This window comes from Zhongshania marina, assembly GCF_002915595.1.
Taxonomy (GTDB): Bacteria; Pseudomonadota; Gammaproteobacteria; order Pseudomonadales; family Spongiibacteraceae; genus Spongiibacter; species Spongiibacter marinus_B.
Genome location: NZ_PQGG01000040.1, coordinates 1 through 23,161 on the forward strand (window position 1 = coordinate 1; position 23,161 = coordinate 23,161).

19 protein-coding genes and 2 riboswitches are annotated in these 23,161 nt (G+C 50.5%); of the genes, 10 read left to right on the top strand and 9 right to left on the bottom strand.

Translation table 11 applies throughout. The features are described 5' to 3' along the window. The first annotated feature begins 4 nt into the window (after positions 1–4). A riboswitch (cobalamin riboswitch) is annotated at positions 5–242 on the top strand. Positions 243–355: 113 nt separating this feature from the next. Genes C0068_RS16785 through C0068_RS16795 form a run of 3 tightly spaced genes read left to right on the top strand, consistent with a single transcriptional unit; the run spans position 356 to position 5,640 of the window. Further along, positions 356–4,852 (top strand): cobaltochelatase subunit CobN, encoded by a 4,497-nt coding sequence (locus C0068_RS16785; RefSeq protein ID WP_103685637.1) that lies wholly within the window; start codon positions 356–358, stop codon positions 4,850–4,852. 22 nt (positions 4,853–4,874) lie between these two features. Next, positions 4,875–5,333 carry a MotA/TolQ/ExbB proton channel family protein gene (locus C0068_RS16790; protein WP_103685638.1) on the top strand — a complete coding sequence of 153 codons (459 nt, stop codon included), beginning with the start codon at positions 4,875–4,877 and terminating at the stop codon, positions 5,331–5,333. Position 5,334: 1 nt separating this feature from the next. Next, positions 5,335–5,640: a DUF2149 domain-containing protein gene (locus tag C0068_RS16795; protein ID WP_103685639.1), complete on the top strand. Its 306-nt coding sequence runs from the start codon at positions 5,335–5,337 to the stop codon at positions 5,638–5,640. An 88-nt stretch (positions 5,641–5,728) separates the two neighbouring features. Here the strand turns inward: C0068_RS16795 and trxA are convergent, their stop codons facing one another. Beyond that, complete coding sequence (trxA, locus tag C0068_RS16800) at positions 5,729–6,052, bottom strand: thioredoxin (RefSeq protein ID WP_103685640.1); 324 nt, start codon at positions 6,050–6,052, stop codon at positions 5,729–5,731. Between the two features lie 149 nt (positions 6,053–6,201). Here trxA and C0068_RS16805 point away from each other — a divergent pair, with 149 nt between their 5' ends. Next, positions 6,202–7,137 carry a LysR family transcriptional regulator gene (locus tag C0068_RS16805; RefSeq protein WP_103685641.1) on the top strand — a complete coding sequence of 312 codons (936 nt, stop codon included), beginning with the start codon at positions 6,202–6,204 and terminating at the stop codon, positions 7,135–7,137. 172 nt (positions 7,138–7,309) lie between these two features. Continuing rightward, positions 7,310–7,561, top strand: coding sequence for a GlsB/YeaQ/YmgE family stress response membrane protein (locus tag C0068_RS16810; RefSeq protein ID WP_103685642.1), 252 nt, complete (start codon positions 7,310–7,312; stop codon positions 7,559–7,561). Between the two features lie 81 nt (positions 7,562–7,642). On the opposite strand, the gene C0068_RS16815 is transcribed toward C0068_RS16810, so the two are convergent. The 4 genes from C0068_RS16815 to C0068_RS16830 form a co-directional block, all read right to left on the bottom strand. Then, positions 7,643–9,235 (bottom strand): PepSY domain-containing protein, encoded by a 1,593-nt coding sequence (locus C0068_RS16815; protein ID WP_103685643.1) that lies wholly within the window; start codon positions 9,233–9,235, stop codon positions 7,643–7,645. Next, positions 9,235–10,290 carry a TonB-dependent receptor gene (locus C0068_RS16820; RefSeq protein WP_103685644.1) on the bottom strand — a complete coding sequence of 352 codons (1,056 nt, stop codon included), beginning with the start codon at positions 10,288–10,290 and terminating at the stop codon, positions 9,235–9,237. Before C0068_RS16820 ends, C0068_RS16815 begins: the two co-directional genes overlap by 1 nt. A gap of 9 nt (positions 10,291–10,299) precedes the next feature. After that, on the bottom strand, positions 10,300–11,439 hold the full coding sequence (locus C0068_RS16825) for a TonB-dependent receptor (protein ID WP_103685645.1): 1,140 nt from the start codon (positions 11,437–11,439) through the stop codon (positions 10,300–10,302). A 176-nt stretch (positions 11,440–11,615) separates the two neighbouring features. Then, positions 11,616–11,847: riboswitch (cobalamin riboswitch) on the bottom strand. A gap of 127 nt (positions 11,848–11,974) precedes the next feature. Beyond that, on the bottom strand, positions 11,975–14,377 hold the full coding sequence (locus tag C0068_RS16830) for a TonB-dependent receptor (protein ID WP_158250019.1): 2,403 nt from the start codon (positions 14,375–14,377) through the stop codon (positions 11,975–11,977). A gap of 250 nt (positions 14,378–14,627) precedes the next feature. Between C0068_RS16830 and C0068_RS16835 the strand changes: the two genes are divergently transcribed. The 3 genes from C0068_RS16835 (at position 14,628) to C0068_RS16845 (ending at position 17,192) form a co-directional block, all read left to right on the top strand. Beyond that, on the top strand, positions 14,628–15,347 hold the full coding sequence (locus C0068_RS16835; RefSeq protein WP_103685647.1) for a glutathione S-transferase family protein: 720 nt from the start codon (positions 14,628–14,630) through the stop codon (positions 15,345–15,347). Positions 15,348–15,371: 24 nt separating this feature from the next. Continuing rightward, positions 15,372–16,142 carry an SDR family oxidoreductase gene (locus tag C0068_RS16840; RefSeq protein WP_103685648.1) on the top strand — a complete coding sequence of 257 codons (771 nt, stop codon included), beginning with the start codon at positions 15,372–15,374 and terminating at the stop codon, positions 16,140–16,142. A 141-nt stretch (positions 16,143–16,283) separates the two neighbouring features. Further along, the gene (locus C0068_RS16845) at positions 16,284–17,192 is read left to right on the top strand and encodes a hydroxymethylglutaryl-CoA lyase (RefSeq protein ID WP_103685649.1); all 909 of its coding nucleotides are present in this window, start codon (positions 16,284–16,286) and stop codon (positions 17,190–17,192) included. Between the two features lie 21 nt (positions 17,193–17,213). On the opposite strand, the gene C0068_RS16850 is transcribed toward C0068_RS16845, so the two are convergent. The 4 genes from C0068_RS16850 to C0068_RS16865 all read right to left on the bottom strand — a co-directional run bounded on the left by C0068_RS16850 (position 17,214) and on the right by C0068_RS16865 (position 21,205). Next, complete coding sequence (locus C0068_RS16850) at positions 17,214–18,110, bottom strand: alpha/beta fold hydrolase (protein ID WP_103685650.1); 897 nt, start codon at positions 18,108–18,110, stop codon at positions 17,214–17,216. A gap of 154 nt (positions 18,111–18,264) precedes the next feature. Continuing rightward, a complete protein-coding gene (locus C0068_RS16855; protein WP_103685651.1) occupies positions 18,265–18,666 on the bottom strand; it encodes a hypothetical protein in 402 nt (133 codons plus the stop codon). Between the two features lie 184 nt (positions 18,667–18,850). After that, complete coding sequence (locus tag C0068_RS16860; RefSeq protein ID WP_103685652.1) at positions 18,851–19,987, bottom strand: acyl-CoA dehydrogenase family protein; 1,137 nt, start codon at positions 19,985–19,987, stop codon at positions 18,851–18,853. Positions 19,988–20,017: 30 nt separating this feature from the next. Continuing rightward, positions 20,018–21,205 (bottom strand): acyl-CoA dehydrogenase family protein, encoded by a 1,188-nt coding sequence (locus tag C0068_RS16865; RefSeq protein ID WP_103685653.1) that lies wholly within the window; start codon positions 21,203–21,205, stop codon positions 20,018–20,020. Positions 21,206–21,483: 278 nt separating this feature from the next. Here C0068_RS16865 and C0068_RS16870 point away from each other — a divergent pair, with 278 nt between their 5' ends. After that, the gene (locus C0068_RS16870) at positions 21,484–21,933 is read left to right on the top strand and encodes a Zn-ribbon domain-containing OB-fold protein (RefSeq protein WP_103685654.1); all 450 of its coding nucleotides are present in this window, start codon (positions 21,484–21,486) and stop codon (positions 21,931–21,933) included. Beyond that, positions 21,930–23,117: a lipid-transfer protein gene (locus tag C0068_RS16875; protein WP_103685655.1), complete on the top strand. Its 1,188-nt coding sequence runs from the start codon at positions 21,930–21,932 to the stop codon at positions 23,115–23,117. The genes C0068_RS16870 and C0068_RS16875 overlap by 4 nt, the downstream gene beginning before the upstream one ends. The last annotated feature ends 44 nt before the right edge of the window (positions 23,118–23,161 follow it).

Consider the following 23,161-nt stretch of genomic DNA (forward strand, 5'->3'; position numbering starts at 1 on the left):
GCGCCGATGTTTCAGGTGCCCGCGTGTGTTTCTGCACACAGAGGTGAAACGGGAAACAGGTGCGCGCTGCTAATCAGCATTGCAATGCCTGTACTGCCCCCGCAACGGTAAACAGAGATGATCGTTCCGCTGGCTTTTAGCAAAGCGAGCAGCCACTGCGTTTTACGTGGGAAGGCGAATTGATCGTGCTGATGTATGAGCACTCTGTGAGTCCGGAGACCGGCCTGAAATAACAAGATAAACGCGACGGGGTGTCGACGCTTTGTTCAGCCACGACTGAGCCTGCACCTTCCCGCCTTTATCAGTCAATGGCCATATTAGCCGTATGCGGGCGAGCAGCGGCGGGAAGCACTCTATGTTTACTTTGTTAGCGACAGCAAAGCCCTTTGCTGCACGATCCAAGCTCTACTCCATTGTATTTTTGCTAAGCGCCTTTTTTAGCTTACTTGGTGCCAGCGCCGCTCAGGCTGCAAATAAGGTTAACGCACTTACTGCGATTGTGTCTGACCGCTCAGCCCCGACCTTAATTGCCGGTGCTCACCAACTACTGCAGCAACATAAAGACATAGAAATTCGAATTCGCACCGTCAGCCAAGTTATCGCGATGGATGACGAGCATCTGCAAAGCCTTATCAGCAGCAGCCAAAGCCTAGTAATGATCGCGGTTTTTGGCGAAGCGGTAGACCGCCTTTTAAGCCAGCGTTTTCCCGCCACCCAAATGCGTACCGTACTCCACAGCGACCGCAAATTAATGGCACTGCAACGGGATCGCAACGGCGCTATTTTTGCCAAGGATATGCCTGAGGAAATCGTTGGCGACCGCGATGGTGTGATTGACGCCGCCTCATTGGCCGCCAAACAAAAATCTGCACCACGCTATGCAGACTGGCTACAAGCACGTTCCTACTGGGTTAATCGTTCTGTGGACAACACCGCAAGCTTGTTCAATTTTATTCTCAGCGGTGGCAAAGAGATCGCGCCGGTGAGAGAAGTGGCTCCGGTACGCTTCGCCCTATATCAAAATAAAGCCGCACATTGGCTCAGTGCCGAGGCTCTGAGCAAAACATTAAAGCCAATGCGCCGCACGCTGTGGATTCTCGATCACGACGGTGGCGATATTTCTGGCGACTGGGAATTACATCAACAACTTTGCCAAGCCAAGCATTGGCAGTGCGTATCTATTCTCGCCGGCTGGGGTGAGCCAAGCGTGAATGCCGTACAAGAGATTCATCGCATTATGCGCGGCCCCTTGGCGGGCACACCAGCAGCCATTGTTGCGATACAAGATTTTGTAATTGGTGGCGGTGAAGGTCGCGAGGCCGTCACCCAATTACTGGGCGAATTGAACCTCCCCATATTAAAGGCCATCCGCTTAAGTGAATGGTCAGAGGCTGAATGGGATTTATCGCCCGAGGGTATTCCCAGAGATTCCGTTCACTACCGCGTGGCCATGCCGGAGCTTCAAGGTGTGTCCCAAGCCCAAGTCTTAGCCCTAGCTGAACCTAGCGGCATAGACCCCCTCACCGGCGGCAGCGTGTACCGCAGCAAGCCACTCAGCAATGAAGTTAAACGCCAAAGCCAACGCCTAGCACGCTGGATGGATCTGCAAGAAAAATCCAATGCCGACAAACGCATTGGCGTGGTGTATTACAACCACCCTCCGGGTCGCCACAATATCGGTGCCGACAATCTCAATGTACCCGAAAGCCTATTAGAAATGCTGCGGGCCTTGAAAGCCGCAGGCTATCACACCGGCCCACTGCCAAAAGACGCCACCGGACTTTTAGACCTACTGCAGGCAAAGGGCGTGAACCTGCCGGATGACCGCGCCGCACTGGCGGCCATGTCAACCCAGATCAACACAATCAGCGCACAAGACTACCAACGCTGGTTCGCCACGTTACCAAAGCGTGTGCAGGCTGAAATGGTCAACGGCCCCCTGGGTGAACTGCAGGCATGGCTGCAGGAGCAGATCGGCACGGCGACCGCCCTGCCCTCGGTAACAGAACGCCAATCGCAACTAGCATTAATTAGCGCCCGTATGAGCAACACCATCAGCGATTTAAAACACGCCCTCGACGGTGTGCGCGACGCTGGCCGGGTTAGAGCCTTAGATTTGCTGGCGCAAACCGAAGCGGAATATACGGCACTCATTAGCCGCAGTGCCGACGGCGGTAAACCCGATTGGCAGGCGAGCCAAACATTGGTAAACGCGCTAATCAATATGGGGATTGAAGGTATTCGTGGCTGGGGTGATGCACCGGGTCGGGTAATGGTTTGGCAAGATAAAATGCTGATTCCCGGCGTGCAATTCGGCAATGTATTTTTAGGCCCGCAACCACCGCGCGGCTGGGAAATTAACGAAGAGCTATTGCACGCCAATATGTCCTTCCCGCCGCCGCACCAATATTTAGGTTTCTACCACTATTTAAAAGACGTATTTAAAGCCGATGCCTTAGTGCACGTAGGCCGCCATTCCACCTATGAATTTCTGCCAAAGCGCAGTGTGGGCCTAAGCGAAAACGACTACCCAAGCATTGCCGTTGGCGACTTGCCCAGTGTCTACCCTTATATCGTCGATGGCGTTGGCGAAGGTATACAAGCTAAACGTCGCGGCCTTGCGGTAATGGTAGATCACCTCACTCCACCACTGGCCGCCACCGAACTTTACGATGCCCTATTAGAAATACGCCAACTTATAGAAAGTGCTGAAGCCGCCAGCGACGCCGATACCCGCGCGCGCGCCGTAAAAGCACTGCGCGAAAAAATCGACGAGACCAATTTGCGCGACGAACTCATCGCCAGTATGGACGAAGAATTAAAAGTGCGTGGCATTGGCTTTGAAGAAACCGACGACAGTTTCCTGCTCCATGAGGTGGGCCACTACCTCACCAAATTACAAGAAAACTTTATGCCGCTCGGCCTGCATGTATTTGGTCGCGACTGGCAAGGCAATGCCGTCGACACCATGATTAGCTCCATGCTACAGGGTGACAACAACGGCAATAGCCAAGAAATTAAACTGCGTGAAACCGACTGGCGTAAAAAGCTCGTCGCCTCACCCGCCGCAGAAATGCGCGCATTACTCAACGGTCTTAACGGGCATTTTGTCGCGCCCGGCAAGGGCAATGACCCCATTCGCACACCGGAATCTTTGCCCACCGGCCGCAATTTTTATGCGCTAGACGGCAGCCTATTGCCAACCCGTGTGGGCTTCGATGTGGGCAATGCGCTGGCAGCCAAAGTACTTAGCGGCGAGTCTGGCGTGGCGATTGCCAATGTGGACACCAGCAATAACAAGCAGGGCATTATTTTGTGGGCCTCTGACGCGGTGCGCGACGAAGGCGCGATGATTGCCTTTGGTATGAAGCTGCTCGGCGTAAAACCAATATGGAATAGCCGCGGCATAATCAAAGGATTAGAGCGCATACCCCTCGGCCCCGATCAGCCGACGCGCTTAGACGTGGTATTTACCACCTCGGGTTTATTCAGAGACCTTTACGGCGAACATTTACTACTGCTCGACAAAGCTGGCCTAATGGCGCTGGACGCCAGCCGAGACCGTATTAGCCACGACTACCCCGCGCTTAGCCTAGCATTACAAAAAGCACTGGCTCCACTCGGGACAGACGAGCAAGGCGGCAACGAGCCGCTAGAGCAAAACCAATTTGCGAATAACTGGGTGAACGAAGCCCGCGAATTACTGGCCGCCAACCCTAGCATGCAGCCCGAGCAACTGGGTCGCCAAGCCAGCCTGCGGGTATTCGGCATTGCCCCCGGCGGCTACGGCGCCGGCATTAACCGCCTGGTAGAACGCAGTGGCGCATGGCAAGACCGCTGTGAATTGGCCGAGGTATTTATTAAACGTATGGGCCACGCCTACGGCGCCGGTATGCAGGGCGAATCTGCCCAAGATGTGTTTGAGCGCCAACTCAAAAGCGTGTCGCAAACCTTTTTGGGTCGCGCCAGCAACCTCTACGGCTTAATCGACAATAACGATGCCTTTGACTATTTAGGCGGTTTTAATCTGGCGGTAGAAACCGTCAGTGGCAAGGTGCCCGCCAGCGCGGTCATCAATCACGCCGATAATCGCAATCTGCAAATCGACGCCCTCCACGACGCCTTGCTCTCTGAACTGCGCGGCCGCTTTTTTAATCCGCAGTGGATCAAGCCCTTAATGGATGAAGGCTATTCCGGTGCCCGCACCATGGGCAGCGAATTTATTGAGTATTTGTGGGGTTGGCAGGTTACGAGCCCAGACATTATCAATGACCGCGTTTGGGAAGAAGTGAAATCCGTTTACATCGACGATGCGCAAAACCTTGGCTTAGATGACTTTCTTGCAGATGACAATAACCGCTACGTGCAAACCAATATTTTAGCGGTGATGTTAGTTGCCATCGACAAAGGTTTTTGGCAGGCCGACGCAGAAACCACCAAGCAACTGGCCCAGCAATTTGCCGACAATATTATAGAGCACGGCAACCCCGGCAGCGGACACACCCACGCTCGTCATCCTATGTATGCTCTTGTGAAGTCACAACTGTCTGCCGAGAAAGCCGCGCAGTTAGAATCTGTATTAGCCAAAAGCCGCATGGCCGACGCCGACATCAATGCGACAAACAGCAGTGAAACATCGCCGAGCCACATACAAGAAATTTCATTAGACGCGGTACATATAGACAGTAACACCAAGACTGCGGCGCAAAATTCTTCTTCAACAAACAAGGACGCCGAAAGCAGTACTGAGTCTAGCCAAACCGAAATTTCAAATTATCTGCCGTGGCTTATCGCATTTGGCATTTTAATTATGCTGGGTGGTTTATGGCGCGGTCGCCAGGCTGGCAAATAAATAGCCGTATGGAGAGCAAATAATGTTTTCAGGAATTTCTCTGGGCATCATGCACCAGATTACCTCGCTACTTTTAACACCAGTGATTTGGGCGCTGCTGTTTTTTGTCGGCCTCGCCATATACGAAATTGGCATTAGCATTGGCGAACGCTTTGGCGGAATTCGTCATCTACGCGACGCCGGAAATCGTGATGCGCTAATACAAGCGGGCAAGCGCCGCATTGAGCGCGCTGATTTTCTCACCCGTCTAACACCCATGTTGGGCCTGATGGGAACCCTGATCCCCCTCGGCCCCGGTCTAGCCGCGCTAGGCGACGGTGAGTTACGCATACTCACCACCGCCATGACTGTCGCCTTCGACACCACCGTCATCGGCTTGCTAGCGGGTATGATCGGCTTTGTACTAGGTCGCCTGCGCCGACGCTGGTACGACCAAGCTATTCAGCAACTCAGTGGTCTATCCCAAGGGGAGAGTCGCTAATATGGATAAATGGCGAGATAGTGAATTTCTCGAATCCGACGAAGACCCGCTCGGCCCAATGGCGAATTTGGTCGATATCATCTTGGTGTTTGCCTGCGGCTTAATTGCGGCGCTGGTGTCATTCAGCCCTGACTTACAGCAGCATTTCAGTACCGAAAAAATCAATAAAGATATTCGCTTAGGCAAAGAACTGCCAACAGTGCCAAAAACCGTGCAAGACAAACTAAAAAGCGGCGATGGCTATGAAGCATTGGGACAGGTTTACCGCGACCCAGAGACCGGCAAACTGATTCTGATTGGGGAATAGTTTTACATATAGCTATTAGGCCGTTTTGCGACCTAGGGCCTGTTCACACTAATCAGATTAGTGTGAACAGGCCCTAATAGCTGATCCATTATAAAGACTGCTCAATAAACGCCTTCACTTGCTGTTGCGATGCTGCACCAGTGCGTTGAGCTACCAACTCACCATTGTTAAACAACAGCAAAGTCGGGATACCGCGTACATTGTAACGCTGGGCAATATCTGGACTCTCATCTACATTGAGCTTCGCAATAGCGACGCTACCATCCAGTTCGCCAGCCAAGTTCTCAAGCACGGGATTCATCATTTTGCACGGCCCACACCACTCCGCCCAAAAATCGACTAGCACTGGGCCCTTGGTGTTACTGACCGTCTCATTGAAGTTCTGTTCTTGAAGCTGTTGAATTAATGACATTGTATTTCTCCTGCCGCAATTAAGGTCTTTGCTTACGGGATTAACTATGGGCGCGCACCACACAAAAGAAAAATTGTCTCTAGATATACTAAACATCATAAATTGTGATGAGTTACAGTAGACCAATCACCGACGCTAGAGCTAACAGGATGAAAAGCCAAGAACTAACGCTGCTGCAAGTTTTCGACGCGATTATGACCGAAGGCTCAGTTACCCGGGCCGGCCATCGTTTGGCCATGTCCCAACCTGCGGTATCGAATGCGATTGCGCGGATGCGCGATATTTGGAAAGACCCTGTTTTTGTAAAGAAAGGTCGCCAGATTGAGCCAACCGCCTTTGCCCAAAGTTTGTGGGCACAAGTGCGCGATCCAATGCAGCAACTCGCGTCGGCGCTTGAGTCACGGGGCTTTGACCCAGCACAATCCCACCGCCAGTTCCGCATTGCCATTGCCGATTTATCTGTCGACCTATACTGGCTACCGTTTAGCTGTCAGGTCGCGGTACAGGCACCGCATATTGACTTATATGCGGTGCCCTACACGCGTATGGGTGTCATCGAACAATTGCGCGAAGCACGCATTGATATTGGCCTAGGCCCTTTAAACCAACACGACCGCAGTCTGCGCTCAATTCCGCTATATCAAAACAGCTACAAACTGGTTATGCGCAAAAGCCACCCCCTGGCAGGCAAGCCAATCACCATGGATGATTTCCTCGCGGCCAAGCATTTACTGGTTTCTCAGTCTGGTGACCCACGGGGCAATGTCGATCAAGCACTACAGCGCTTAGAGAAACGCCGTCGAGTGGCAATGACCGTTAATCATTTTTCCGCTGTCCCCAAGCTGTTAAGTCACAGTGATTTAATCGCGGTGGTTCCCCAAATGGTGGCCGGTGGCACGCATTTTAGTTCAGAACTTTGGATAACTGATCCGCCGCTGAGCATCGAGCCTAGCCCCATCTACCTTGTATGGCACACGCGATTAGATCGAGATCCCGGCTTAATTTGGCTCCGTGATTTACTGGAAAACGTCGTTCAAGAAGAGTGGGCTAAATGCAGCCACTGTAATTCGGATTCCGGCAGTTAGGTAAATTCATCAATCTTAGAATCGGCAAAAGATGGACATGCTAAAAAACACAACAAGCCTAAATAGCGTAAAGTGGCTTTTTAGACTAATCATAATGTTGAACAAAAATTGTATTTAGAAACCTAACATTACGAGCGTGTTTAGCAAAATCAAAAAAACCAGAGGTGACACAATGGATGCACAGGGATTGATTATTTTCTTAGCGATTGGTGCGTTAGCGGGTTGGCTAGCAGGCAAGATCATGAAAGGCGGCGGCTTTGGCTTAGTCGGCAATATTATTGTCGGCGTGGTTGGCGCTATCGTGGGTGGCTATGTATTTAGCTTTTTAGGTATTTCAGCTGGCGGTTTAATTGGTTCAATAATCACCTCCACCGCTGGGGCCATTATTTTAATTTATATTATTCGGCTTATTAAAAAGGCGTAACGACTAAAGTCAGCCGTCATACCGACCTCAAGCCGGTATGACGCAACTAGCAATTTAACTCACCGCTATTGGCGATTCTGCTTAAAACTTCAGGCGACGCCACCCTACCACCACCCCCAATACCGACAAGCTAAAACCACCTAGTGATAAAGTGATTACCACAATATCCCACAGCGGTCGGCGCTCCCACAGCCAGATAAAATCCCAAGAGTGCAAGCCGTTATATAACCAGCGATACAATCGGTTTACCGAACTACTTTTATCTAGCAAATCGCCGTTGCTGAGGTTGATATGAAACCAGGTATTGTCGGCGTCACCGTACATAACCCGAAGAACGGGAAGTGGCTTGCCACCGCGTTCAGGATGGCGTGTAAAGTAGTAGCTGTCGTAGCGATCGAGCACTGTATACTCGCTCGCTTGGCCGGGCAGTAATTTACCCGCCAATTCGATCAAGCGTGATCTATCTGGTGCCGACAGCGCGATGCCATCGCCAGTGATCCTCTGTGTTACTCCGTCCCGATGCCAAATCTGGTACTGCGCCCGCCCATCAAAATGAACGAGTTCGGCCTCTACCACGGTGTCGACAAACTCCGGGGTAACATGGGGAAATGCCTCGGGAATAAGCGCCTGTTCAATACCGGTGAACTGCTGCTTCTGAACACTTGAAGGAGAACGAGATGGGTTTAGCTGACCGGGGTTCATCGACAGTAATCCGCTAAAAACCCACAGCAAGGTCACCGTGCCAAACAACACCCCTGTTATATAGTGCCAGCGCATAATGCCCTTGTACGGAATAGCCGGCTTGCCAGGCTTTGGCTTTCGCTTCCAGCGCAGCCAGCCCATCCACAAACCACTTACCGAAAGCACGACTCCCGCCGTTGCTAAAATATCTACGACCCAAGCCCAAAGATCGGGAAATTTCCGCAATACCGTGGGGTAGATCCAGTGGGTCACGGCAGAAAAATAATTCAGCGCTCGCTCCAATCTATGACTGTCACGAACTACCTCACCAGTGACAGAGGAAACATAAAATTCGGTATGCTGGTCATCGTCAAAGGCAAAATACAGCAAAGGTCGGTGCCCGTTCAATGCCGAAGATAATGTCCACTGATCGGCTTGAATACGGCCAAGATAGTGCGCTGTAAACGTTTTGTTAGTTGCACGGCTACGCCTAAAAAAATCCTCGGCATGACGCTGGGCCAGCGGCACTTCAACAACATCGAGCACTTCACCAGTATCTGCGTAGACCGCACGGGGTTGCGCGCCGCCAAGTACATTCACGTAATACAGCGGCCGACCCAACATCATGCCAAGACGAACTTTTGTTGGCTCCACGGCGGCATTAGAATCTATCGCTGCGTCACACTGATTCTCTCTTGGTGTGGCGACACACTGAAAATCCTTCGCGCTTAACGTCGCTACCGCGTCTGCAGCGCTGTATTTTGACGACGAGAAATCCAATGTCGCCTGTCCCGCTAAACGCTCACGTAAACTCAACGTCGGATATTCCACGTACATCATGAAAATACCGCTGACAAACCAAGCGCAAAATAACAGGCACAGAATAATGCCCAGCCACCGGTGCAATAGAAACAACTGTCGCTTCCACCACTTCCATGTCAGTAGCCTGACGATATGTCGTTTCTTTTTATGCATTGCTGGTTGATTAGACATCAGTCGGCAAAGCTGTAGTGAACGCTTAGTTCAGCGCTGCGCGGATCAGCCAAGCGCTGCGTTAAACCGCCGGTGGAAGCCCAGGATGCATAGACTTCATCGCTAAGGTTACGGCCGCGCAGGGTAACCGTATACCGCTGCCAGCGATAAGCAACACTGGCATCGAGGGTGGTATAGGACTCTAGTTCAATGCCGTTATTGTTATTGGCGTTGCGCTCGCCCACATAGCGTACACCACCATTAATCTGCCAATCACCTAGGGTTTTATTGATATAAAGCGCCGCGGTCCACTCCGGAACATTAGTGGGAGTATTGCCGCTGCGCGATATAATATCCGTGCCGAGGTTTTCGTTAAATTCGTCAAACTCTGCTTTCCAGTTCCACGCCACGTTCGCATTCACACGCCAGTCATCTGCCAACCTAGCAGATGCTGCCACTTCTAACCCTTGCGACACCTGAGCGCCTATTTGCGAGCTTATTCTGACGCCATTGATAACGTCGGATGTGAGAATATCCCGCTTTTCTATATCGTAAAGCGCGACCGTTACATCAAGGCTATCCTCCAGCAAACTAGCCTTTGCCCCGAGTTCTATCTGTTCACCTTTTTGTAAACTGAATTCGTCTCGACTCGCATTAAGACTAACTAACTGAGACACCGGCTGGGCTGCGCGACTGTAGCTTGCGTATAAATTAACTTCAGGTAACACGCTGTATACCACACCAAAACGCCCAGTCACGGGGTAATAACTTTTATGGTATTTGTCTTCACCGGTATAGGATTTACGTTCAACGTCGATGGCGTCGTAGCGCAGGCCGCCGATCAGTTTTAGCTCACTATTAAGGTCGAGTACATTCTCGAGATAAAATGCCGTGTTTTTAGTGATAATCTTGGCTGTTCTTTGCGCTTTAACGTCAGGGCCATATCCTCGATCAACATCCCGCAAACTTACGCTAGCAGGGTCTGGGCTACCATCATAACTCTGACCACTATTACGATTTTGATTATTGTGGTCATACAATGTGCCAACCACAAATTGATTAGGCCGACCTAGCAATTCACCATTCTAGCGCAGATCTAAGCGGTTTCCGACTTGCGTATCGTCTCGATAGATAAGGAAAAAACTACTTCTGTCCACCATTTCCGTTAGCGGATTCCAGACCGTTTTCTCAGTATTTCGCCAATCTAATTTTTGTGTCGCCAAATAGAGTTCATTACGAAGCGACCAGTTATCAGACAAAATAAGGTCACTAATAAAACGGCCGTAACCGTTTTCTGCACGAGCGAAATTATCTAAATTATTATAATTTAGGCGGCGAGTTCCACTTGCGATGCGGGGATTTACTAGCGTGTCGGTGCTCGTATTGGCAGGCCGAACCTCCTGCACGCCATCCGAATTAATCACCGCATCGTACACTACCGGGGTGCCATAATAGCTTTCGACGTCATCTTCGAAATAACTCCCGCTAAGTGTAAAGCGTGCTGTATTACTAGCCTCCCAAAGCAAACTGCCGCCCAGTGCGTCGTAGCTTTCACTACTACCGTGAACATATCCGCCATTTTCGTTATGCGAAAAATCCGCGCGGTAGTAAAGATTTTCTAGCGCCGTTGGCCCGCCCATACCGATAGCACTGCGATAATTATCCCAAGACCCCGCACTCACCAAAGCCTCACCCACAAAATCCTTAGTGGGCATTTTAGTCACATAATTAATGGCCCCACCCACCGCGCCTTCTCCGTGCAACAAGGAAGCCGGGCCCTTTAAGACTTCGATGCGATCGAACATAAAACTATCAAGCGGTCGAGCCGATTGTGAGTTAGTATTTTGACGAACACCATCACGCAATATAGTAATATCGTTACTGCTAAACCCCCGCGTTGAGTAGCCGGGGATAGAACCCACACCGGTACCGCCAATCATACCCACTGCGGTTTCAACGGCTTCCATTGCCGTGCGTGCGCCAAATTGTTGAATCATATCTTGACTGATAACAGACACACTTGCGGGAAGATCACGCAGGGAAATATTAAGTCGGGAGCCTGTTTCGCTACCCTCATCTAAAGCTAAATTTCTGCGATCTTGGATACCAGTAACTAACATATACTCGGTATTAGTTTGCTGATCTTTAGCCGACACGTCTGCAAATACCGGCAAAGCCTGCGCTGGTAACACAAGCGCTACAGCGAATAGGATTCGTAAATTCATGAGATATCCTCAGTAGCCCAACCCCGGGCAAATGGACACAAAGAAAGTCCTGAACAGACGCATAAACGCCGTAAAATCAGACTTTCAAGAATTCCACAGAGAATAGATTGGCAAGACAGAATGGAGCGCACTTTGTGCACTAACACAACCGAGCCAACGCAACCACCCTCCGTGGTTCGTTTGCGTAATAGCGGGCCGGTCTCCGGACTCATGAGCGTTTAACAACATCGCCTTCCCATGCTTTTAAGCACAGTGGCAGAATGATATTGCCTTAGAGTCATTTAATGACTCACTCATTTACCGTTGCGGGGGCAGTGTTGGGTTTATTTCTCAATTTTAGAAATACACCAACTTCCCGTTTAATCTCGAACTAGAAAAGTTGCGAGAACCCGTTATTAAGAGTCTGTTTAGTGACTCTTGCAACGCGGCGAAATGTACAGATTTTTATAAAGGCCGTCAAACACAAGCGGCTGTATAAACCTGCGGCAATTCGTCGCACTGCTATATTATTTCCCTGTTTCCACCCAGTAAAGACTTACCAAGCAAACGACAGCGACGCAAAAACCTTGCGTCCAGACTTTTGTCGCGCATTATACGAACCGGGGAAGAACACGGTATCTAAAACTTGATTCAACACTTTCTCATCGGTCAAATTGCTACCGCCCAATGTTAGCGCCCAACGCTGATCCCACGACCCCAAACTAATCCGCGCAGAAATTTGAGAAAAGCCCTCAAGATAACTATTGGGATCTAAATCGCCGTCGGTAAACTGATTGCCCTGATACAAATAATCTACGCTGGCACGCATCGCCAAGCCAAAAATCGGCAGAGTCAGGGTCGGGGTGATACTGGCGCTTTGCTCAGGCGCAAAGGCGATACGTTTACCGCTCAAGTCCTGATTCGCATTTAAACCACTGGTCACGGGTGCCGGCGCATTTGGGTAACTGTCGTACTTGGCATCCAACAAGCCCAAAGAACCCGCAATACTTAGCGGTTCAAATGGCGTGAGCCACATAAAGTCCATTTCCAAGCCGCGAGAAATCGCCGACGCTGCGTTAGTCACATCAAAGAATGCGCCATTAAATGCCAACACTTGCAGATTATCGAACTGGGTTTGGTATACCGCCGCATTCAAACGTAGGGTGTTGTCAAAAAACTCGCCTTTAAAACCGGCTTCTATAGTTGCCGCTTCCTCTGGTTCAAAACCTAAGTCTTCGCCACCAAAAGACGAGGCGTTAAAGCCGCCGCTTTTATATCCTCTCGCATAGGTAAGAAATACATTGGTATCGCTATTCAAATAATATTGAAGCGACAATTTAGGCGACACGTCTGTTTCTTTGCGGCTTAGCCCGCGCTCGTCGTAGTCTTCTGCGCTCAGTGCCAACTCCATTAAACAGGGCGTACCCAAGGCGGCGGTTTGGCACACGCCTTTGCCACTCGCGTCGGCCACTTTGTGCTCTCTGCTAAACCGAATCCCCGGCGTGACAATTAACTGCTCGGTCAGCGCCCAGGTCATTTGCGCAAAAATCGCCTGTGCGTCGACATTCAAAAGGTAATCAAGCTGCAGGTAATCCTCGCCGATAACTGCGCCAGTAATATCGCTTATTAATCCAATGCCCGCTAAATTTAAGCCGCCAAGTAAGCCGCCACTCGATACGCTTGTTTGCCCAGACACCAATTGCAGGGCGTCGTCTGTCGTCAAATAGGCACCAAAGTCGCTGCCTGCCGTAATTTGTGTGCGCTGACTAAAGCGCGAATCAAACACGTAGGCGCCAAGCACAAACTCCACTCCCGCACCAATGCCAAACAAGCTGTCTGCGGTTCCGGTAAAACGTAATTCTGCAGATTGCTGCTCATAGTCAGACACCACGGCCAAAGCAGCAAGATCAGCCGGTGAAGTATCTAGATCAACCAAGCTATCTATCGTTAATTCGGTATCGGCTAGCACTAACACCATATTGAGGTTATTCAACACACCTACGGGGCCTATATCCCAATCGGTTTTCATGCTGAGTGTGTCAGATGTTTTATCCAAGAATCCCGACTGGTCATAGGAGCCCTTAAAATTATAAGGATCGCCTTCAATATCAGGGTCGTAATTTTCCAAAAAGGCACTTGTGCCCTCGTCCAAATTCATTAATTGAAGACCCCAGTAATTTGCCGAGGTTTCTGATGTAACGCCCATCAGCTCTACAGATATATTTTCTGAAGGTAAAAATAGTAATTTGAGTCGCTGGGCGTTTTGTTCATGCTCGTCATCTTGACGATTTAAAAACTGATTATGCAATTGACCGTCGCGGCTAATATCCTGCGCGGCTACACGAACTCCAAACCAATCCGTGACCATGCCGCCAACACCAGCCTCATAACTCACTTCATCGGGATCGGTTTTATTTATCCGAAAATCTGCTGCGAGCTCCTCTGTTGGCCCTTTTGTTGTCACATTAAAAACCCCTGCAATGGTGTTTTTACCAAACAGCGTGCCCTGCGGGCCGCGCAAGACCTCTACCCTAGCAATATCAAACATCGCCTCGTTGTAATATGAAGGGCGATTAAAAAACACCTCGTCTTGAACAAAACCAACTGAGCTATCAAAGGCGGAGTTCAAGGGGTTAGAACCAAAACCACGGATGTTAATCTGCGCTAAAGCCGGGTCAGTATCTGAAGAGAAACGCACATTGGGAATATACGGTGCAATATCTTGCAAGCCAGTTGCGCCAACTTCGCGCATAAAATCACCGCTCACGGCGGTTAATGAGATTGGAACATCCTGCGAGGATTGCTCAACTTTTTGGGCGCTGACCACCACCTCCTCGAGCATTCTACGAGATGTCGATTCGCTACTCGCCACGCGGTCAGCAGCATCTGCAATGACCGTTTGCGCAGTGCAAGCCAAGAACGCAGTAGCCATAAGAGTTTTGTTTTGAGTGAACAGCATTTCTATCACCTTATATTTATTATTATTTATAGCCGAAACAAGGTATGTCATCGGCGGCTGGCCGACGGTGAATTCAAAAATTCCCACTTCGCCATATTGTCAATTATGTTTACATTATTAGCCCCTCGCCCAGCCCCCGTCAAGTGCTGCCTTCACTCTGTAATATCGCGGTGACACCAATAAATTAGGCTGGACAATCGCCGCCTTTAAATGTCAACATAATTGACAATAACATAAGGAGAGTCGCGCCGTGATCGACCTGCATACTGTACCCACCCCCAATGGCCACAAAATTTCGATCGCTCTAGAGGAGCTCGGGCTTGAATACAATGTTATTCCCTACGACATCAGTAAGGGCGATCAATTTAAACCAGAATTACTTGCGCTAAATCCAAACAATAAATTGCCGGTAATTGTCGATCACGACCCCATATCAGGTGGCCCCGAGCCAATGGTGGTTTTTGAAACCGGCGCGATACTGCTTTATTTGGCTGAAAAAACCGGAAAATTAATATCAAAGGACGCCAGCATACGCTTTCAGCAAATTCAGTGGTTGATGTTTCAGGTCGCCAGCGTTGGGCCCCTTCAGGGCCAAGCGCACCACTTTATTCGCTATGCCCGGGTGCAACAGGATTACGCTCGGGAGCGTTATGTAAACGAAAGCCTCCGCCAATGCCGAGTATTAGAGACCCAGCTACAAGACCAAGACTACCTCGCCGGCGACTATTCTATTGCCGACATCGCCTGCTGGCCGTGGCTGCGCGCCCTGCCCTTAATCGACATTCATTTAGATAAAGACTTTCCGAATTTATATGCATGGTTTCAACGCATCGATGCGCGCCCAGCGGTTCAGCGCGGTAAAGACTTAATCCATGGCTGGGTTTATCAACTTCCGCCTAATTTCAAAATGGAGTTAGACGAGAAAACATGGTCTTATTCCTTTGGCGAAGAACAATATCGCAAACGCTAATCCAGATCGTGAATAGGAGATATTATGCAGGACTTATTTTCCGTAGCCGGCAAAACTGCCTTAGTGACTGGTGGCTCTCGCGGTATAGGCGCGATGATTGCAGAAGGTTTTGTGCGATCCGGCGCCAAGGTGTATATCACCTCCCGCAAAGTTAAAGAGCTAGAAGAAACACAGCAGCGCTTGTCTAAACTTGGCGAATGTATTGCGATACCCTCAGACCTTTCTCAATTAGAAGGGATAAGCCAGCTCGCGGAAGCATTGGCAGCTAAAGAAAGTAAACTCGATATTCTCATTAATAATGCCGGCGCTACCTGGGGTTCTCCTATTGATGAATTTCCAGAAAGTGGCTGGGATAAAGTCATGGACCTTAATGTTAAGTCTGTGTTTTTTCTAAGTCAGAAATTACTGCCGCTTTTGCGTGAATCCGGTACAAAAAATGATCCTGCCCGTATCGTCAATCTCTCGTCGATTTACGCGCTACGCTATTCCCAGCAGCCGACCTTTTCCTACTCTGCCAGTAAAGCCGCCGTCATACAGCTCACTCAGCAATTAGCGGCCAGCTTGATTAAAGACCATATTAATGTAAACGCCATCGCTCCCGGCATGTTCCCCAGCAGTATGACGGCGTTTTTAATGGAGGACGAAGAGGCCTTAAACAACAGCATCCCTATGGGCCGTGTTGGCGCATTAGAAGACGCCGCCGGCACCGTCATTTATTTATGCTCTCGGGCCTCATCTTATATGACCGGAGGGCTCTTAGTTATTGATGGCGGGTCGGTTGTCTACGCAAGCTGAATAGTAGGCACGTTATCTGTATATCGACAAAACTGAAGCCTCTCAGGACTAAAGATATCGCCTAGCTCATATGCGCTGCTATCATAGCTAATTAGTGGCGGATCACACTCCTCGTTAAAGTAATCAAAAAACGGATTCAGTATGCCTGAAAAAATCATTATCAACGACGTAGGCCCACGCGACGGCCTGCAAAACCAAGCGGTGATTTTAGAACCTCAGCAACGCCTTGCGCTGATAAATGCCTTAATAGACGCTGGCGTAAAGCATATTGAAGTGGGCTCGTTTGTATCGCCTGTCGCCGTACCAGCAATGCGCGGCACCGCTGAACTGGTTGCAGCGCTACCAAAGGGTGATTACCACTTTTCTGCACTCATACCCAACCTTAAAGGCTATGAGCTAGCAAAAGCATCTGGCATTGACACCGCGAACATAGTCATTGCCGCCAGCAATACCATGAACGAACAAAATATCCGCATGAACAACGCTCAAGTGCTTAGCTTTGCAAAGGACGTGCTGGGACGTGGCCAAGCAGATCACATCACCACCCTCGCCTGTATTGCCACGGCTTGGGAATGCCCCTTTGAAGGCCTAGTGCCAGAAAAAACCGTCATCGACTTATGCGCCGAGCTGTTCGCGGCTGGCGCACCAGAAGTAGTACTGGCCGACACCATCGGCGCGGCATCACCTGGCCAAGTTAAATCCTTAATGACTAAGTTGGTTAAAGAATTCGGCGCCCAGCGTTTGTCCTGCCATTTTCACGACACCCGCGCTATGGGTGTCGCCAATGTTTTTGCAGCTGTTGAGTGTGGAATTCGTAAATTTGATTCGTCGATTGGCGGCCTAGGCGGCTGCCCCTTCGCGCCTGGCGCCTCAGGTAATGTCGCCACCGAAGACGTGGTACTCATGCTGAATCAAATGGGCTTCGACACCGGTATAGATTTAGGCAAGCTAGTGCTCGCCGCAAATTTAGTGGGCGAGCAAACCGGCGCAAATGCGACGGCGAATTCCGCCAGGTGGATTAAAAGGCAGCTTGAAAAAGGACTGCTATAAGAATACGGGAAGTAATTGAGGCTACTGTTTTTCGGTTTTCCCACCAACATGCCCCAAGATCAGATCGACCAGCTCACCGAGTAAGGCCTCGGGAATATCGTGACCCATCCCCGCCACCACTTCCAAGCGTGCGTTTGGAATACGGCGGGCGGTGTCTTTAGCGCCTTTTAAGGGCAGCATAGGATCTTTGTCGCCGTGTATCACCAAAGTTGGCGCGTTAATTTTAGGCAGTATTTTTTGGCGACTGCCACTGGCCATTATCGCCGCCATTTGCCGCGCTTTACCCGCTGGATAATTACCCCGCTCGTAGGCTGCTTCAATCCGCGAACGTAATTGCTGAACGGGATCGCCAAATTCAGGGCTAGAAATTAATTGCCATGTTTTTAATGAATGAGCTATCTGTGCATCGCGCTCTGGTGCGGCTTTATTCAAAATATGCCAGAGGATTTTCGGCTTCATTCCGCCATAGCTAGAGCTAGACATCAGCGACACCAAGGAGCGCACCCGCTCAGGATAATTAGCCGCCATTAGCTGTGCGATCATGCCCCCCATAGAAGCACCAACAATATGGGCACTGGAGACACTTAGTGCATCTAGCAGCGCCACTGTATCGGCGGTCATATCATCTAGTGTATACGCGACTTTTAGCGGTAATTTAAGTTTTTGGCGCAGGCTCAAACCGATTATATTTGGCACTGCCGCATCAATTTGACTAGATAAACCCACATCGCGATTATCAAAACGAATAACCCGATAACCAGTGTCGGCTAGGCGATGACAAAACGATTCCGGCCACACAATTAACTGACTGGCGTAACCCATGATAAGTAAAATGACCTGCGCATCTGGCGCGCCAATTTCTTCGTAGGCAAGTTCAACACCGTCACTGACGGCAATGCGGTCACGTGTCCATTCCATATTATCTGCACCTAAATTTAGCCCACCAGCCACTGGCTGTGGCCGCAAATAAGAATGAACAAACCCTAACAGAAAACGGTGCTAATTCGAGTATTATCGGCGTATTTATATCGCTGGAAAGCTGTGATAAATGGCCATTGAGATAGGTTTGGCTTTAGCGATTATGAAGTAGCTCGCTGCTGTGGTCTTTAAAATAAATACGAAAGGGCCAATCTCGGCGTTTACCGATATACACATAAAAGCCATAGCGGTCTTCGCTATAATCCTTCACAAACTCATAGCGCGGTGGCACTTCTGCTTCATCGGCTTTTATTTCCGGGGCGGTAACCAACACCTCCTCGATCTCCATTGCCGGCGAATCGCCTTTGCGCGGCACAGAAATTAATACGCGGTACTCGCCAGACTTTTCGCCACGCTCAACAGCCTCAACCGTGACACCGGTTTCTTCGTCAACAAACCCCACTTCACCGAGAATATTTCCGGTTTCTGTGGCATTTACAGCGCCGACAAACCCGCCGACTAAAAGCCAAGCAGCAATATGCCGAATATGTGTCATTATTATTATCCTGTTTTATTTTACATTCAGGGGATAAAACACATTCCCGCCAAAACCGCGATGCTAACACCCCTTATCTATCCTTGTTAAGTAGCAGCTTAAGTATAGCCGTCATTAAAGCACCGTCACCGGAATGGCAGATACAAAAAAGCCGCCCGCAGGCGGCTCTAAAATCATCCAGAAACTAACTGCAGAAGGCCTGCCCCGCCGCTATGCGCTTACCGAGCTTGGCCAAGGTTTTTGCAGAACCTCCTAGGGCCATTTCGTTATAGCGCAGCCAGGTGCAGTAGCGCCACAGTGGGTAATCGCGATCGATGCCGGTGCCGCCATGTAAATGCTGAGCGGCGTAACTCACGCGGTGCCCCACATCACCGGCCCAAATCTTGGCAATCTGCACTTCGTTTGTTGCGTCTAAGCCGCCGTCCAAACGGCTAATCGCCTGATAGGTGTTTAAACGCAGGCATTCAACGTCGATAAAGCAGTTAGCGGCACGATGCCCCACCGCCTGAAACGTCGAAATTAATACCCCAAATTGCTTACGCTCCGCGGTGTAAGACGCCGACATCCGCATAGCCTTGTCGCTGGCGCCTAGCTGATGCGCGCACAATGCGACGGTAGTGCGCTCGGCAAGCCATTGAATCAGTGCTTGGCCATCCATTCCGGTAGCTAGAATATCGCCCGCACCAATGCGTACATTGTTTAAGCTCACTACATACTGCGGCTCGTAGGTAGTGACTTGCTGCGCGCTAAGACTGACGCCCTCTGCTTTAGGATCTAGCAATACCACCGCCATACCATCGCTGGTTTTTGCCGCCAGTAATATTCGATCGGCAATGTGCGCAAAGGGCACATTGGCTTTCTCGCCGTTAAGCACAAGACTGTCGCCCTCTGCCTTCGCCGTCGTTAAATACGGCTGTGTTGGGTCGTCGTTATAGGCTTCACTTAATGCCGCTGTTAGCAAAATTTCACCGCTGGCGACTTTCGGCAGCCACGCCAGCTTTTGAGCATGACTAGCAAATTGTTGAATCGGCAGCGCCGCAGAAATCAAATGTGAAATTAAGGGCAGTGGCGCAATAGCACGGCCCGCTTCTTCTACCAGTAGACCGAGCTCAAAAAAGCCGAAGCCCATACCGCCAAATTCATCGTCTATGGCCACGCCCAGCAAACCCGCCTCAGCGAATTTTTGCCACAGCTCCCGATCAAAGCGCTCGGCTTTGTAATCGTCATACTGGCTAAGTTTTTCTGCGGTGACATTGTCGCTTAGAATTTGTCGCGCCAAATTCTGCACATCGCGCTGCTGCTCAGAAAATCCAAAATCCATAATTTAATCCTCTAATTCGTAATGGCAGATTTAGCGTGATGCACGGGGCATCCACAGACCGGCTGCAGAAATAATATCGCGCTGTATTTCATTAGTGCCGCCGCCGAAGGTAATAATGGATGCGGTGCGATATAAGCGCTCGATACGCGAGGCAATGGGGTTCGCGCCCTCGGTTCTGCGACTAATTAACGAAGCCTCACCAATCACTTCACCCAAGAGGCGATACACTTCAATAAAAAACTCCGAGCCATAAACCTTTGCCGCAGAGGCGTCGGCCATTTCAAGATTGCCCTCGGTCATCGCCCAGGCCTGCTTATAACAAACCAACTTTAGGGCTTCGACACCGGCGCGCACCTTGGCAAGGTTCATTTGCACCCACGCTTCGTCAATAAGTTTGCCGCCATCGGGCAGCTCTAAATTTTGCGCCCAGCGCACCACGTTATTGAACATTTCGGCGGTCGGGCCAAAGTTAACCAAACTCAGACGCTCTCGGTTTAACTGGCTGGTAACAAGCTTCCAGCCACCGTTCAACTCGCCGACCATAGCGTCGTCGGCTACCCGAATATTGTCGTAAAACGTCGCGTTAGTGCGTACCTCACCAAGGGTATGAACAGGACTGCAGCTCCAACCCGGATCGCTAGTCGGCACCATGAACATAGAAATACCCTTATGGGGTTTTGCCGCCTCGGGATCTGTGCGACAGGCCAGCCACACGTAGTCGCAAAAGTGGGCGAGACTGGTCCACATTTTCTGACCGTTAATCACCCATCCGTCACCATCCTTAACTGCCGTGGTTTTTAGACTGGCAAGATCGGTGCCCGCACCTGGCTCTGAATAGCCAATCGCAATTAAACACTCGCCGGCGAGTATCTTGGGGACAATCTCCCGCTTCTGGCGCTCATTACCGTGTTCCGCCAACTGCGGGCCGACAGATTCTGTGGTGAGAAAAGGAAAGGGGTAGCCCGCTCGCATCACCTCTTCTACAAAAATAAATTGCTCGATGGGACTCATGCCCCGCCCACCCAACTCTTTAGGCCAGCCAACCCCTATCCAGCCATCCTTACCCATTTTTTTAAGGGCCTCGCGCCAGAGTGGTCCGCCACCCTCGCCCATTGCTTCGTCGCACTCGGCTTTCAAATCTGGGGTCATCAAATTTTCAAAATAGGTCCGCAGTTCTTTGCGCAGGGCATCTTGCGCCGCGGTAAACTCAACTTTCATTGCCATCCCCTGAGGTCGTGGTCTAAATAATGGGTTTTACTAACGCTAATCATAGGCTTTGACCCTGTGACAACAATTGCAAATTCACTCACCCCAGTGACAATTGCAGTCAGTATTTCAACAGCGTCATTAAGCACCACCGCCAGCACTTATCAGCCATTCAGACGATAGTAGTAAGTTGCTGATCTTGCGATGATTTAAGCGTTATCAGAGCGCGATTCGCCGCCAAAAGACATAACTAAATTCGGCGTCGCCCGTTCATTCGGTGGAGATTCACAATGAGCAACAAACCCGTGCAAGCGGCTATAGAAGGCTGGTTCACACTCGACACGGATACCCCGCATCTTATTGGCGCTTGCTGCGAGCAATGCGGAACCTACTATTTTCCTAAAACACTTAGCTTCTGCAAAAACCCCGCATGTGACAGCACTACCTTCAATGAGGTGGAACTCAGTCGCCAAGGCAAAATTTGGTCTTATACCAACGCCTGTTACAAGCCACCCGAGCCCTTTGTTGCCGAGGAGCCTTTTGTGCCCTACGCGATTGCGGCGGTGGAGTTAGAAAAAGAACAAATGATAATTCTTGGCCAAGTGGTAAAGGGTGTCGGTGTTGATCAACTCAAAGTAGGACAAACTGCCGAGCTGGTATTAGAGGCCTTGCACGAAGACGACGAGGCAGTAAAAGTCACGTGGAAATGGCAACCCATCGCTCAGGGAGAATCAGCATGAGTCAGGATATTGCAGTATTGGGCGTGGGCATGCATCCCTGGGGTAAATGGGGCCGCAACTTTAGCGAATACGGTGTTTACGCTGCCCGCGAGGCGCTTAAAGATGCGGGCATTCCGTGGCAAGACGTTCAGTTTGTTTCAGGCGCGGCCACAATGCGCTGTGGCTATCCCGGTTACGTTGCAGGCGCAACCATTGCGCAGGCCTTGGGCTGGCACGGCGCAGAGGTAAATACATCTTACGCCGCCTGCGCCTCTGGGTCACAAGCTTTAGCGGCAGCACGAGCAAAGATTTTAGCCGGTGAATGTGAAGTCGCCTTGGTAGTTGGTGCAGATACCACGCCTAAAGGCTTCTTAGCCCCCGCCAAAGGTCATAGACCCGAAGACCCAGATTGGCTGCGCTTCTACCTTGGCATTACCAATCCCACTTATTTCGCACTGTATGCCCGCCGTCGCATGGATTTATACGGCGACACCGAAGCAGATTTTGGCTTGGTAAAAATTAAAAATAGCGAAAACGGATTCACCAATCCCAATGCCCGTTATAAAAAGAAATTCACCATGGAAGAAATTTTAAACTCTGCCATGGTGGCCGACCCGCTGCGCCTATTACAAATTTGCGCAACCTCTGACGGCGGAGCGGCAATGATCGTTTCCAGCATGGATTACGCCAAACGCATAGGTAAAGCCAATGCGGTTAAAGTGGCAGCGGTTTCAACGGTAACCCCCACCTTCGCCAGTGCCGTCGTTGAAATGCCAGACATCGCCACTGACTCGGCCGCCGCTGCAGGCGTTGAAGCCCACAGTTTTCGTGCCGCGCTACCCAAAAAGGCCTACGAACAGGCCGGTATTGGACCAGAAGATGTCAGCTTGGCAGAGGTCTACGATCTATCATCAGCGCTTGAACTAGATTGGTATGAAGACCTTATGCTCTGCCCACGTGGCGAGGCAGCACAAATGGTTCGTGAAGGTGCAACCAAGCTCGGCGGCCGCTTGCCGGTAAATACCTCCGGCGGCCTAGCCTGTTTTGGCGAAGCAGTGCCGGCACAGGCCATAGCGCAGGTTTGCGAGTTGACGTGGCAATTGCGGGGCCAAGCCGGCGAGCGCCAAATAGAAAATGCCAAGGTCGGTATTACTGCCAACCAGGGGCTGTTTGGCCACGGCTCTTCGGTAATTCTGAAAAAGTAGTCGCCAATTATTCAGCTTGGGGTTGATAATTATCAGCCCCAAGC